Genomic DNA, 14391 nt, shown 5'->3' with positions numbered 1-14391 from the left:
AGAGAAAAATCTCTAAGTGTCGTCTTTTTGGTAAAAATAAAAGAGTAGCTGATCATGAACCAGTTACTCTAAAAGTTCTTTATTAATTAGTTAAAGTTAAATCTCTTTTTGCATATGGTGATAGTCATGACCACTGATGACCATGTTACCAACAGTTTTGAAACCCATTCTTGTGTATAACTTTTCAGCTTTAGGATTTGCTAAATCGACGTTTAAGCCAATTTTATTTTTTCCAGCTGCACGGGCAATTTCAGGTAGTGATTCTAGTAATTTTGTACCAATACCTTGGCCTTGGAAATCTGGTGAAACAGCGATTGTATCAAGGTACCATTCATCTGGATAAACCTCTGAATCAGGGAAGAGTTCAGTTGATTCAGGTAGCCCAATTTGTGGGAAGAATTGATTCAATGCATCGTCAAGATGTTCTTCATCTTCATCAGGGTAACCAAAGGCAATTCCGGCAACTTTACCATCAATGTCCGCAATTTGGACACGACCATAGCTGTAACGGTAATCCTCTGTTTCGAAAGCAAGTTCTAATATTTTGAATAGGTCGGGTAATGGAATCTCTTGAAGAATAGGAATTTCCATCTCTTCTAAAATAATGTTCACTAAAGGAACGACTTCATGTGCGTCTTCTTTTGTTGCACTTCTAATAATCATAAAAACCATCCTTTCCATAATCTCTCTAGTGTATAGGGGATAGAAATAATTGTCAAAAATAACCTAATTGCGTGCTACGATTAGATATGTTATATTATGTAACATGAAGTTAATTTGAGGGGGATATTATGAAAAAATGGCAGTCAATGATCATGACAATGATGATCACGTGTGGATTTGTATTATTTTTACATAGTAATCAAGTAAATGCAGCGGAAAAAACGTACACTATTGGAACTGATGTGACTTACGCACCATTTGAATATCAGGCAGAAAATGGGAAATCATATGTTGGTATTGATATGGATATTATGCGTGCAGTTGCTAAAGAAGAGGGCTTTAAGGTTCAGATTAAGGCCTTAGGATTTAATGCAGCCGTTCAGGCATTAGAAGCAAATCAAATTGATGGTGTTATTGCTGGAATGACAGTTACGCCAGAACGCCAAGCGAAGTTTGATTTTTCCGATAGCTATTATGATTCTGGGACTGCCATGGCGGTTGGCAAGAATAGTACAATTAAATCTTTAGCAGATTTAAAGGGGAAGAAAGTTGCGATTAAAGTGGGAACATCTTCTGCCGCTTTTGTAAATTCGATTAAAAAACAATATAATATTACGACAACAACTTTTGATGATTCAAGTAACATGTATGATGATGTTGTAACGGGTAATTCCGTTGCCGCTTTTGATGATAAGCCCGTTTTGGCTTATGGTATTAAAAATGGTGTCAAAATGAAGATTGTTGGTAAAACATATGTAAAAGGTGAATATGGATTTGCCGTTAAAAAAGGTGAAAATAAAGAGTTACTGGCGAAATTTAATGTTGGTTTAGAGAAACTTAAAGCCAACGGTAAATATAAAAAGATTGTGGATAAATATACGGGAACAAATGCTAAGAGTGCAAATTCAAAAAATTCTCGAACAATTTTAGGTTTATTGAAAACGAATAGTGGGACTTTATTAGATGGATTTAAACAGACGATGTTATTAACAATTGTTGCGATTGTTTTTGCAACGTTATTAGGTATCATTCTGGGTATAATGGGTGTTGCACCTAATAAATGGCTTAATGGTCTTTCAAGTACATTGATTTATATTTTCCGTGGGTTACCATTAATTGTTTTAGCCTTCTTCATATATATTGGTATTCCTAATTTAACGGGTAGCAAGATACCGGCATTTGTTGCTGGTATTATCACGTTAACGTTAAATGAAGGAGCTTATACGGCTGCCTTTGTTAAAGGTGGTATCAAGGCTGTTGATAATGGTCAAATGGAAGCCGCTCGTAGTTTGGGGCTTCCGTATGGTAAATCAATGTTGAAAGTTATTATGCCACAAGGAATTAAAATTATGATTCCATCATTCATTAATCAATTTATTATTACGTTAAAAGATACATCAATTTTATCTGTTATTGGTATTTTGGAACTTACTCAAACAGGTAAGATTATTATTGCAAGAAACCTTGAAGGGTTTAAAATGTGGTTGATTATCGCAGTGATTTATCTTGTTATCATTACGTTATTGACATGGTTATCTAATTTAGTCGAAAGGAAGATTAAATAATGGCAGCTAAAATACAAGTTAAAAATTTGAAGAAAAATTATGGTTCAAATGAAGTGTTAAAAGGGTTAGATATTTCAGTTGAGGAAAAAGAAGTTGTCTGTATGATTGGGCCTTCGGGTTCTGGTAAGAGTACTTTCTTACGCTGTTTAAATAAATTAGAAGATTTAACGTCAGGTTCAATTATTATAGATGGACATGATATTAGCGATTCAAAAACTGATTTGAATCGTGTTCGTCAAAATATTGGAATGGTATTTCAACATTTTAATTTATTTCCACATTTAACAGTCCTTGAAAATATTATTTTGGCACCTGTTGAATTAAAAAAGGAAACAAAAGAAGCAGCAATTGAAGATGCAAAACGATTATTAGCCCAAGTTGGGTTAAGTGATAAAGCTGATGCCACACCTAATTCATTGTCTGGTGGTCAGAAACAACGTGTCGCAATTGCACGTGCGCTTGCAATGAAACCAGATGTTATGTTGTTTGATGAACCGACATCTGCGCTTGATCCAGAAATGGTTGGGGATGTTTTAGATGTCATGAAACAACTTGCTAGGGATGGAATGACGATGGTTGTTGTCACACATGAAATGGGTTTTGCTAAAGAGGTTGCCGATCGTGTCGTCTTTATGGCTGATGGGTACATTTTAGAAAGTAGCACACCTGATGAAATGTTTAGTCATCCAAAAAATGATAGAACAAAAGACTTTTTAAATAAAGTTTTAAATGTATAAAGAATAGTGCTTGTCAGTGGGAATGTCATTGAGAAATCGGTTATCTAATAACGGGTTTCTTTTTTTTGCATTTATTTTTGAAAATCGGGCGACATTTATGTTGTTATGTTCTGATCAGTTTATAATGAAGGAAAGTAAGGAGGAATTTGATGATGGCAATATGGCAGGGGTTTTCAAGAAAGTTATTAAGCTTTGATCGACGCATAAAAAAATCTTTTATTTATCAAGCAATTGAAAAAACATTCGCAATTATTTTACCCTTTATTATTATTGGCAGTTTGAGTCTTGCACTTAGTTCTAGCGTTTTTTCAAAGCAAGGGTTCTTTAATCAGGTATATGATATTTCATCATGGTTGCCTTACGAAACCGTAATAAAAGAAATATTTGAAATAATTAATACAGTAACCATGGGTTTTATTGCCATAATGACAGCTTTTTTGAGCGCAAAATACATGACACGATTTTTGGGAAAGGACGAACAAATTGCGGGATTTACTGGGGCAATAGGGATGCTTGTGTTAAATTATAATTTAGCGAGTTTCACCTCTGATGCAACTCAAGAGACGTTTTTTAGTCAAGAACTAGGAATCAGAGGCGTTTTTATTTCGTTGATTTTAGGCGTTTTTGTAGGTTATATATTTAAATGGTTTTCACCTAGAAATAGGCAAGGTAAAGGGGATTATAGCCCTTTTATTTCCCGTGGTATAGTGAGCTTGATACCCGTAGTAATCATATTAGGTATTTTAATTGGATTAACGATGTTAGCTTCGATTGCTAATCAGATGGGTGTGAATGGTCTTTTATATTCATTATTCAGATTAACCGAAATTAAATCTAAACATTTAATTGTAACGCTTTTATTTTTAGCTTTTTTCAATAATATTTTGTTTGGTGTTGGTATTTCAGGCCCTTTAGGTATTATGCAGGGTGGTTTAGATGATACATCAGTGGTCAGTAACCTAAGTTATGCGCTAAAACATGGGACATCATTTGGGGCTCCTTTTCCTATTTCAATTCATACAATTTATGATAGCTTTGGTAGTTTTGGAGGGACAGGGATGACTTTGTCCTTAATTATAGCGATTCTTATCACATCTAAGGATAAAAATAGCCGTGAAATTGCAAAATTCTCAATTATTCCAAGTTTTGTGAATATTAATTTTCCCTTGATGTTTGGATTACCGGTTATTTTAAATCCAATTTTAATGATTCCGTTTATCATAGCACCACTTGTATCAATGCTGATTGGGTACTTTTTTATCTATTTCAAGTGGATGCCGCCAGCCGTTTATAATTTGCCTAAAACAACACCGGCACCATTGATGGCATTTTTGGGAACTAATGGTCATTGGAGTGCGCTTGTTGTATCGGGAATCGTTCTAGTCGTTACGGTCTTAATTTATATACCATTTGTCAAATTGAATAATCAGGCGGCAAGGGATGATGGAGGTAAGCTAAATGAAAAATAAACGAAAAATGGGTCAACGGTTGTTGATTGGGTTAGCCGTTTTAGCTTGTCTGTTAGCTATTATTATCCCGGCAAATAATTGGAATAGGCAAAAAGTTAAAAATAGTCGTATTATTCATAATTCAAAGTTGAATCCGATTATTCTTATTCCAGGAAGTAGTGCGAGTCAAAATCGCTTTGATGAATTAATTGATGTCTTAAATACGTCAACGAATCGAGCGCATAGTTTATTAAAAATTACAGTTCGAAAAACGGGGAAATTAAAGATTACTGGTGAAATTGCTAAACGTGATAGGCAACCTTTTATTGTTGTCGGATTTGAAGATAATTCAAATGGATATAGCAGTATCAAAAAACAAGCCAAGTGGTTTAATACGGCATTTAATTATCTTTCTAAAAAATATAAGTTTAATCAATTTAATGCTATCGGGCATTCTAATGGTGGTCTGATTTATACGACTTTTTTAGAAAAATATTTTGATAACAAAGCGGCTTCTATTAATACATTGATGACCATTGGATCTCCATATAATGGTGAAGAAACGAATCAAAGTACGAGAACCCAAATGTTAGCGGACTTTGTAGCGAATCGCAAAAAAATTCCCAAGGACCTAGTGATGTATTCTATTGCTGGGACGGAGAATTATGTTAACGATGGGATTGTCCCTTATCAAAGTGTTAACGCTGGAAAGTACGTTTATCAAAATCAGGCGAAATCTTACACGGAGATAACCGTTACGGGAAATGAATCAGAACATTCTGATTTGCCACAGAATAAACAAATTGTAGCGTTAATTAAACAGTATGTTATGGATGACAGTGGCTCTAAAAATACTGATCTGGACGATAAAAATAAATAATAGTTCAAGGATATTTGTGGATAAAAAATGCCAAATCGGTTAGGAATACTAACTGATTTGGCATTTTTATATGCTAGTGATTTATTTTTCAGCTAATTGTTCTAGGATGGCTAAGCCAACACCGTCTTCAGAATTTGTTTTTGCTGAATGATTTGCGATACGTTTTACTTCTTCGTGACCATTGGCCATGGCGTAACTTACACCAGCGACTTTTAACATTGAAATATCGTTTAAATTATCGCCAATCGCCATAACTTCTGACATTGGGACATTTAAATTCTTAGCAAATGCTTGAAGGGCAATCCCTTTTTGGGCGTTCATATGATTAATTTCAAGATTGGTTGGTGCAGAAGAGGTCACAACTAGTGACTGTTCTTCTTCAATTTTAGCTTTTAAAGGAATGAGTTCAGCTTGACCGTCCATGCTGAACACAATTAACTTGAAAATAGCAATTTCAGGATCATCAATGACTGTTTGGTAATCGTCAACGTAATTGATATTCATTAATTCAAGTCTAGCTGCAGCTAATGAAACAGCAATTTTAAAAGGTGTATCTGGATTTGTATCTGAAATTAAACGTGCCACATTTTGAATACGGTTTGCTCGGTTATCAGAATAAACTCCATTTGAAGTGGTCATTTCAAAGTAAAATCCTTCTTTTTTGAATAATTGGACTAGTGTCTGGATGACTTCTTTTGAGATTGGAGTGGTGCTGAGTGTTTCGCCTTCTTCGTTTAATACCTCGGCGCCATTGAAGGTAATCATTGGACTATTGAACCCAGCAGCTGTAATCAAAGGTTTAACTTCAGTGTAGCCACGGCCTGTAGAAACGATAAAATGGATTCCCAAAGCCTGTGCTTGTTTAATCGCATCGGCATTTTTTTCAGAAATCACCATTTGATCATTCAATAATGTACCATCCATATCTGATGCAATAATTTTTATCATAAATGCAACACTCCTCTAATCTTATTTACTTGTTTTATTTTAACATGAAACCGCTCAATATTTTAATCAAATCATTTATTTTTGCAGTCACTAATATGGTAAACTTGATTCATGAGGTGTTGTGTAATGACTATTAATGTTGAAAATGATTGGCAGCCATTTTTAGAAAAAGAACTTTCAAAACCTAAATATGCTGATCTGAAGGCTTTTATTGCTAACGAATATCAAAATGAAATCATTTATCCAGAACAGAAACGAATATTTGAAAGTTTTAACCTGACACCAATTTCTAATGTCAAAGTTTGTTTGTTAGGCCAAGACCCTTATCATGAGAAACACCAAGCGCATGGCTTAAGTTTTTCAGTTTTGCCTGGAGAGAAGATTCCGCCTTCTTTACGTAATATGTATCAAGAATTAGAGACTGACTTGGGTATTAAGCCAGTGAATCATGGGTATTTAAAAGCGTGGGCAGAACAGGGCATTTTGATGCTTAATTCAGTTTTAACGGTTCGAGAGGGTGCTGCAAATTCGCATCGTAATCATGGCTGGGAGATGTTGACAGATGCTGTGATTGAACAGCTATCAGCAGCAGACCAACCCGTTATTTTTGTGCTATGGGGAAAAACAGCTCAAAATAAGATTAAATTAATTGATACGGAGCGTAATTTTGTGATAATATCACCTCATCCAAGTCCGTTATCTGCCTATCGCGGCTTTTTCGGATCAAAACCATTTTCAAAAATAAATCAAAAGTTAATCAGTTGGGGATTAGAGCCTATTAATTGGCAATTACCCAATATTTAATGAGGAGGAAACAAAATGTCATTATTTGAAAGTTTGAAAAGTAAAATTGAGGGTAAAAAAATTAAGCTGGTTTTTCCTGAAGGGGAAGAAGAACGAATTTTAAGAGCCGCTGTTAAGTTGGCTGAAGATAACCTAGCTGAACCTATTTTATTAGGGGATGTTGAACTAATAAAAACATTAGCCACAAAATTAAACTTAAAAATTGAAGGTATTGGGATAAAGCTACTTGATCCTAAGGCATATGCGGAAACGGATTTTGCTGAGATGAAGGCTGCTTTTGTTGAACGTCGTAAAGGTAAAAATACACCAGAACAGGCAGATAGTATGTTACAAGATGTTAACTATTTTGGGACAATGCTTGTTTATATGGGTCTAGCTGAAGGAATGGTTTCTGGGGCAGTTCACGCAACCGGAGATACTGTTCGACCCGCATTACAAATCATTAAAACAAAACCAGGTGTTAGCCGGACTAGTGGCGCTTTTATTATGACTAGAAATAATGATACAGAAAAATATTTATTTTCTGATGCTGCAATTAGTATTAATCCAACTGCGCAAGAATTGGCAGAAATGGCGATTGAAAGTATCAAGACGGCTCGTATTTTTGACATTGATCCCAAAGTAGCGATGTTGAGCTTTTCAACCAAAGGTTCAGCTCAAGCACCAGAGGTATCAAAGGTTGCTGAAGCAACGGCTATTGCTCAGCAGTTAGCGCCAGATGAAGCGATTGATGGTGAATTACAATTTGATGCTGCCTTTGTGCCAAGTGTTGGCGCACAAAAAGCACCTGATTCAAAAGTTGCAGGGCAGGCCAATGTCTTTATCTTCCCTGAATTACAATCAGGTAATATTGGTTATAAGATTGCACAACGATTGGGTGGATTTGAAGCTATCGGGCCAATTTTGCAAGGCTTAAATCAGCCTGTTTCTGATTTATCTCGGGGTGCCAATGTTGAAGAAATTTATAAAGTTGGTATTACGACTGCTGCACAAAGTTTAGAATGAAATGGTGAAATAATTAATGAATATTGAAGTGAGTTCTGTCGAAGAAACACAAAAAATTGCTGAAAAAATTGGAAAACTTGTTGAACCAAATATGATTTTGTTACTAGATGGTGATTTGGGCGCAGGAAAGACAACTTTTGCCAAGGGATTAGCGGTTGGCTTAGGGATTACACGAAATGTAAAAAGCCCAACGTTTCCGATTGTGAGAGAATATCGTGAAGGACGCTTGCCTTTATTTCATATGGATGTTTATCGTCTTGAAGGGATGGGTGGCGCAGATTTAGGATTGGATGAATATTTCAATTCCGATGGTGTGAGTGTGGTTGAATGGTCTGAATTTATTCAAGCAGAATTGCCAGATGAGTCACTAAGAATCACCTTATTGAAGGATGACCATGATGATAATCGTCGTGTTATTAAGCTTGAAAGTCATGGGGCACAATACACAAAAATGCTGGAACATTTGAACTAAAAAGGCTCTACAATATTTGTTGTTGGTGATAGAAAATCTATCACTGGCGGCAATTTTTTTATATAATAATACAAAAAAGGGAACTTCGTTTCCTTTAATGGCCAGCCAGCCCAAAAGAAAGAGGTTCCCTCATGATTAATCATACTAAAGTTTTACTTGGAATAGAAGACCCAAATATTATAATTGATAATAATTTAGCTATTCAGTCTGATTCTGATAGTACTATTTTTATTTATGGTACTTTAAATTATCGTCCTAAAGCTTGCCAAAAATGTGGCGTTATCAATACAAATCAGATTATTAATTATGGTTGGCGAACTGTTTCGGTTCGCTTACCTCGTTCATTTGAACGGACTATTATTCTTAAATTACGCAAACAAAATTTCCACTGTAAAACATGCCACGGTTACTTTTTGGCACAAACAACACTCACAACAAAACATTGTTCCATTTCACTTAACTGCCGTAAAGCATGTATTGAAAAATTAAAAGAAACGAGTTCTATGACCCATATCGCAAAAGAACTCGCTACTTCGACTAACTACGTTAGTCGTGTGCTTGCTTTAACCAAACATGATTTCAAAGTGAATTTAAATTATTTACCAGAAGTTCTTCTTTTCGATGAGATTAAAACAACAAAAGATGCCTTAAGCTTTGAATATATGGATGCCAAAACTCACGAATTAATTGATTTAATCGAGGCACGAACCATCTATCAGATTACCAAACACTTTAATCGTTATGTTAAAACTGCACGTGATAACGTCAAAATAATTGTGACAGATATGAATTATACCTATCCTAAACTAGCTGAAACGTTGTTTCCTAATGCCATTGTTGTATATGATCGATTTCATATTGTTCAATCTATGACTAGAGCTTTCAATCAAACTAGAATTCAAGTTATGAAAAAACTTACAGTAAGTTCCCAATCCTACAAACAATTAAAACGATATTGGAAATTGTTATTAAAACCAATGAGCCAATTAAATTATAAGAATTTTCGTCATTGGTCTTACTTCAAAGAATGGCAAACTGAAACAGATCTAATTCAAAATCTACTAGCTATTGATCCAATCTTAGCTAATACCTATGATTGTCTTCAAAATAGCTTAACTGCCATCCGTAATAAAGATTGGTCAAAACTTAATTATCAGTTAACTAACGCCAAAGGCGTTTCAGAACAATTTCAAAAGGTAACTGTATCACTCATGAAACAACCAGATTATTTAAAAAATGCGCTACGATATCCCTATTCTAACGGTCCTTTAGAAGGACTTAACAATAAACTAAAAGTAATTAAGCGCAATGCTTATGGGTTTAAAAATTTTAGCCAGTATCGTTTACGTATTTTGAGTACAATTAAATTTTAAGCAAAAAAAGAAACCTGTTATCAAATAACAGATTTCTCAATGACAATTTCACCAACAACAGTTGACGAAGAGCCACTAAAAAAAGGATATATAACTAAAAAGAAAACGAGTTGATAAAACCAATTTGGGTTTATCAACTCGTTTTCTTTAATCAAGCCTTCTTATAACAGAGATTCTTTTTAATTAACTAATTTTTCAATTTCTGGTTTCATCTTCAATGGATTAGTTTTAGGTGAGTAGCGGTTAACGACTTGTCCATTACGATCAACTAAAAATTTAGTGAAATTCCATTTAATCGAATGACCCAACACGCCTTGAGTGCCTTCAGTTAAATAGTTAAATAAAGGTAACGCGTCTTTGCCGTTTACATTTTGAATGGTGTGCATAGGAAAGCTAACGCCATATGTCATGCGACATGTTGCAGCTGCTTGGGCATCATCGTCGACTTCTTGATGGAATTGATTAGATGGGAAACCAAGCACCACTAAACCTTGATCTTGATATTCCTCATATAATTCTTCTAATTGCTTGAATTGTGGGGCAAAACCACACTTAGTGGCTGTGTTAACAATCAATAGAGGATGACCTGTATACTTTGATAGTGAATAAGTGTCACCATTTTCTAGCGTAACCTGATAATCATAAATTGACATTATAAATTCCCCCTAATCTAACTTAATTTCTTTCATTGTACCACTCTAGCTTGATTAAGCTGGTTTTACGAATGGTTTTAAGCTATCTTGACCGAAATTATTTTCTTGATAAAGTAAAATGTTAGCACAAGCAACTGAATCGTCTAATGCGTTATGATGATTCGTTAAAGTAATGTCTAATTCATCACAAACGGTGTTTAGTTTATGATTTGGAAAGTCTGGGAATAATTTACGGCTTGTTTTAACGGTATCTAACAATAAAAAATTGGGTGTTTCTAGACCGTAATAAGCTAATGTATGATGCAACACGCTGTTATCAAATGGGGCATTGTGCGCTACAATTAGACGGTTATTTTGGAAAAGTGTTGAGATGTGTGACCATAGTTCTGGAAATTTTGGGGCAAATTCAACATCTTCTTCATGAATGCCATGAATTTGGATGTTACGCCAATTAAAAGGTGTTTCTGGTTTAATGAGCGAATAAAATTCATCGACGATTTGATTATTTCGAACAATTGTTAATGCAATTGAACAGGCACTGTGACGCTGATTATTAGCAGTTTCAAAATCCATTGTAACAAAATTCATAAGTGACTCCTTTTTAATCTACTATTGGCTGATTGGGAGAATAAGCCTATTCGCCCTGAATGTTCATAAAGTATAACAGTTAGCCTATAAAATTAAAAGTCAGCTGTTTAATAGGATAAATTAGAAAAATAAACGGTGAACGTGTTAAAATAAAAGGAATTGCTAAATGTTGAAAGGAATCGTATAAATCATGAAAATCAATACATTTGTAGAACTATTTCCATCTATGAAAATTTTAAAAAATGAACCACTTGCTAAATATACAAATACTGAAACAGGTGGGGTGGCTGATATATTGGCTTTTCCAAAAACTGTTTCAGACGTCAAACTTTTGGTGAACGTGGCTAATGAAAATAAAATGCCATTAACTGTTTTAGGAAATTCAAGTAATTTAGTTGTAAAAGATGGCGGAATTCGTGGACTTGTAGTGATTTTGACGGATATGGATCAAATTACTGTGTCTGGGACAAAGATTGTAGCACAAGCTGGTGCCTCATTGATTGAAACAACAGAACAAGCGTATCAAGCGGGGTTAACTCATTTTGAATTTGCTGCTGGAATTCCTGGGAGTATTGGTGGTGCCGTATTTATGAATGCTGGTGCGTATGATGGCGATATCAGTCATGTTTTAACTGAAGTTAGTGTGATAACACGTACAGGCTATATGAAAACAATGGTTAATGAAGAAATGAATTTTTCATACCGTCATAGCCAAATTCAAGATGATCATGACATTATATTAGAGGCAACCTTTACCTTAAAAGAGGGTAATAAATCGGATATTCGTAAAAAAATGGATGACTTTAATTTTCTTCGTGCCTCGAAACAACCTTTAGAATATCCATCATGTGGAAGTGTTTTTAAAAGACCTGAGGGATACTTTACTGGTAAGCTAGTCCATGAAGCCGGGTTACAGGGGTATCAAGTTGGTGGCGCTCAAGTATCAAAGAAACATGCTGGATTTATTGTCAATGTGGATGGTGCTACGGCAACAGACTATATGAATGTTATCAAACATGTCCAAGATGTTGTCTGGGAGACCGCTAAAGTTAAATTAGAAACGGAAGTTAGAATTATTGGAGAAGATTAAGCAGAAAGGAAGATGATCAATGCCATTACTCGAATCAGTTATTGTCTTAGCTGCGCTTGTTTTGTTATCAAACGTAATCAGTCATTATCTGGTTTCAATTCCCGTTGGTTTAATTCAAATTAGTTTGGGACTTATTGTTGCCCTTATTTTTAAAGTTTCCATTGAATTAGAAACAAACTGGTTTTTATTGTTATTTATTGCACCGTTATTGTTTAATGATGGTCGAAAGTTTCCAAAGCGCGAATTATGGAAATTAAGAGGAGCTATTTTTGCGAATGCAATTTTATTAGTCTTTCTAACAACGGTGGTTGGTGGACTATTCATTCACTTGATGATTCCTAAAATGCCATTAGCGGTTGGATTTGCGTTGGCAGCTATTTTGTCTCCAACGGATCCAGTTGCCGTACAATCTATTTCTGAAAAAGCTAAATTACCTAGTAATATTTTACATTTAGTGAGTGGTGAAAGTTTAATCAATGATGCTAGTGGCCTAATTGCCTTTAAATATGCCATTGCAGCAGCTGTTACGGGCTATTTTTCATTAACTCAAGCTTTTGGTGATTTCTTCTATATCGCAATTATTGGATTTATTTCAGGAGCAGTCTTGATGTTAGTAATTTCAACGATTCGAGACTTTTTAATGAGACAAGGGATTAATGATGTTGTATTCAATACTGTCTTACAAATTTTAACGCCATTCGTTATTTTTCTTTTTACGGAAGAATTTTTACATGCGTCTGGGGTTATCTCAGTAGTTGTTGCGGGTGTTATTTCAAGTATGCGTAAAAATAGTTTTGCTACCTATTTACCCGAAATTAAGTTAGTTACGGAAAAAACTTGGGAGATTGTTGTTTATCTTTTGAATGGCTTTGTGTTTATTATTCTTGGAATCGAATTACCGACTGCAATGTCAAATACATTAGAAGACAATAATAGTAGTACCTTTTCAGCAATTGTTGATGTTTTTGTAATCTGGTTATTCTTAGTTTTGATACGAGTGATTTGGACATACATTAACATGGTGTTTATTATAAAAAGCGGTAAAGTAAAAAATGCTGAGACACCAAGTTGGCGTATTTCGCTAATTTCAGGTTTTTCAGGTGTTCGTGGCGCGATTACAATGGCCGGAGTTTTAACGGTGCCAACAGTTATAAAAACGGGTGCTCATTTTCCGGAACGTTCATTAATGTTATTTATTGCGGGTGGCATTATTATCTTAAGTTTGTTAGCTGCCATTTTAATCTTACCTTTGTTAACTAAAGAAAAAGGTATTATGAAAACGAGTGGTGAGCTGCCAGATGATCTGGATGAAACTGCTATCGTGAATAATGATAGTGAAAATACGCAATTTAATGAAAAACAAGCGCGTATTTATATTATGCGTGTTGCCATTAGCCAATTAGAGTCTGAAAGGCGAGAAACGAATCAAAAAGTTGCTTATGAATTAATTTTGGAATATCAATTTATGATTCGACGACTTGAATTTTCTGATCAGGATGATGAACGCTTACGACAAATTGTTGAAGAAGAAGCGGATATCAGACGGATTGCTTTAGATGGTGAATTGGAAGCTTTAGATAAAATGAAATTGAAAAATGTTGTTGGTGATCAAAATTATGCGATTATTAATAAAAAAATTATGAAACAAAAAGCAAAGTTAGGTCGAATTAATAATCGAAAAGTTTCTTTCGTCACGATTAGAAATAGTAAGCATGCGTTTAAGCAGTTGGTTAAGTTTGTAAGACGTGCCATGTTTTCTGAAAAAGAATTAAAAATGGTTTATGAACGTCGGAGTATCGAAAAAGCTTTATCGAAGGCAGCTATTAAATCGTTATCTGCGTACGTAAAAAAATCTGATGGTAGGCAACAACAATTTAATCAACAAGCTATTTATCATTTGATTGTGTATTATCGTAATCGTATTGAAACGTTAAAACGGTCAAAAAAAATGGATCAATCTGAATTTGAAGAACAAAGCTATGAATTAAGATTGAAAGCTATTGCGGCAGAACGGTCTGCAATGCAGGAATTGATGGAACAGGGGTATATCACGTGGGCATTGGCTTCAAGTTTACGTGAATATATCAATTATTCTGAAAATGTGATTATGCTTTCTGAAGAAGATTAAAAAAATAGACGTGATTCGCAATTTTTATGCGAATCCG

General features: G+C 34.7%; 14 protein-coding genes. 10 read left to right on the top strand and 4 right to left on the bottom strand.

What is annotated here, in order from left to right; translation table 11 throughout:
• Positions 1-96 precede the first annotated feature (96 nt).
• Positions 97-663: an N-acetyltransferase family protein gene (locus ACVPPR_RS06310; RefSeq protein ID WP_462298571.1), complete on the bottom strand. Its 567-nt coding sequence runs from the start codon at positions 661-663 to the stop codon at positions 97-99.
• Between the two features lie 125 nt (positions 664-788).
• Between ACVPPR_RS06310 and ACVPPR_RS06305 the strand changes: the two genes are divergently transcribed.
• The 4 genes from ACVPPR_RS06305 (at position 789) to ACVPPR_RS06290 (ending at position 5293) form a co-directional block, all read left to right on the top strand.
• Entirely contained in the window at positions 789-2228 is a 1440-nt protein-coding gene (locus ACVPPR_RS06305; protein WP_462304811.1) for an amino acid ABC transporter substrate-binding protein/permease, read from the top strand.
• Positions 2228-2965 carry an amino acid ABC transporter ATP-binding protein gene (locus ACVPPR_RS06300; protein WP_462298569.1) on the top strand — a complete coding sequence of 246 codons (738 nt, stop codon included), beginning with the start codon at positions 2228-2230 and terminating at the stop codon, positions 2963-2965. Before ACVPPR_RS06305 ends, ACVPPR_RS06300 begins: the two co-directional genes overlap by 1 nt.
• Positions 2966-3114: 149 nt before the next feature.
• Positions 3115-4434: a PTS transporter subunit EIIC gene (locus tag ACVPPR_RS06295; RefSeq protein WP_462298568.1), complete on the top strand. Its 1320-nt coding sequence runs from the start codon at positions 3115-3117 to the stop codon at positions 4432-4434.
• Positions 4424-5293: an alpha/beta hydrolase gene (locus ACVPPR_RS06290; RefSeq protein ID WP_462298567.1), complete on the top strand. Its 870-nt coding sequence runs from the start codon at positions 4424-4426 to the stop codon at positions 5291-5293. The genes ACVPPR_RS06295 and ACVPPR_RS06290 overlap by 11 nt, the downstream gene beginning before the upstream one ends.
• Positions 5294-5374: 81 nt before the next feature.
• Here the strand turns inward: ACVPPR_RS06290 and ACVPPR_RS06285 are convergent, their stop codons facing one another.
• A complete protein-coding gene (locus ACVPPR_RS06285) occupies positions 5375-6241 on the bottom strand; it encodes a Cof-type HAD-IIB family hydrolase (RefSeq protein ID WP_462298566.1) in 867 nt (288 codons plus the stop codon).
• A gap of 126 nt (positions 6242-6367) precedes the next feature.
• Here ACVPPR_RS06285 and ACVPPR_RS06280 point away from each other — a divergent pair, with 126 nt between their 5' ends.
• The 4 genes from ACVPPR_RS06280 to ACVPPR_RS06265 all read left to right on the top strand — a co-directional run bounded on the left by ACVPPR_RS06280 (position 6368) and on the right by ACVPPR_RS06265 (position 9895).
• On the top strand, positions 6368-7045 hold the full coding sequence (locus ACVPPR_RS06280; RefSeq protein ID WP_462303915.1) for a uracil-DNA glycosylase: 678 nt from the start codon (positions 6368-6370) through the stop codon (positions 7043-7045).
• A 15-nt stretch (positions 7046-7060) separates the two neighbouring features.
• The gene (gene pta / locus ACVPPR_RS06275) at positions 7061-8050 is read left to right on the top strand and encodes a phosphate acetyltransferase (RefSeq protein WP_462298564.1); all 990 of its coding nucleotides are present in this window, start codon (positions 7061-7063) and stop codon (positions 8048-8050) included.
• 16 nt (positions 8051-8066) lie between these two features.
• Positions 8067-8522, top strand: a complete 456-nt coding sequence (gene tsaE, locus ACVPPR_RS06270) for a tRNA (adenosine(37)-N6)-threonylcarbamoyltransferase complex ATPase subunit type 1 TsaE (RefSeq protein ID WP_462298563.1) — start codon at positions 8067-8069, stop codon at positions 8520-8522.
• A gap of 131 nt (positions 8523-8653) precedes the next feature.
• The gene (locus ACVPPR_RS06265) at positions 8654-9895 is read left to right on the top strand and encodes an ISL3 family transposase (RefSeq protein WP_462303914.1); all 1242 of its coding nucleotides are present in this window, start codon (positions 8654-8656) and stop codon (positions 9893-9895) included.
• 179 nt (positions 9896-10074) lie between these two features.
• On the opposite strand, the gene ACVPPR_RS06260 is transcribed toward ACVPPR_RS06265, so the two are convergent.
• Positions 10075-10548 (bottom strand): glutathione peroxidase, encoded by a 474-nt coding sequence (locus ACVPPR_RS06260; RefSeq protein WP_462298562.1) that lies wholly within the window; start codon positions 10546-10548, stop codon positions 10075-10077.
• A 54-nt stretch (positions 10549-10602) separates the two neighbouring features.
• Positions 10603-11136, bottom strand: coding sequence for a 3'-5' exonuclease (locus tag ACVPPR_RS06255; protein ID WP_462298561.1), 534 nt, complete (start codon positions 11134-11136; stop codon positions 10603-10605).
• A 190-nt stretch (positions 11137-11326) separates the two neighbouring features.
• Between ACVPPR_RS06255 and murB the strand changes: the two genes are divergently transcribed.
• Positions 11327-12226, top strand: a complete 900-nt coding sequence (gene murB / locus ACVPPR_RS06250) for a UDP-N-acetylmuramate dehydrogenase (RefSeq protein ID WP_462303913.1) — start codon at positions 11327-11329, stop codon at positions 12224-12226.
• A 19-nt stretch (positions 12227-12245) separates the two neighbouring features.
• Positions 12246-14354 (top strand): cation:proton antiporter domain-containing protein, encoded by a 2109-nt coding sequence (locus ACVPPR_RS06245; protein WP_462303912.1) that lies wholly within the window; start codon positions 12246-12248, stop codon positions 14352-14354.
• Positions 14355-14391: the final 37 nt, after the last annotated feature.

The organism is Dellaglioa sp. L3N, from assembly GCF_054941095.1.
The sequence above is the reverse complement of the archived record's forward strand: the minus strand, read 5'-3'. Positions and strand labels throughout refer to the sequence as shown.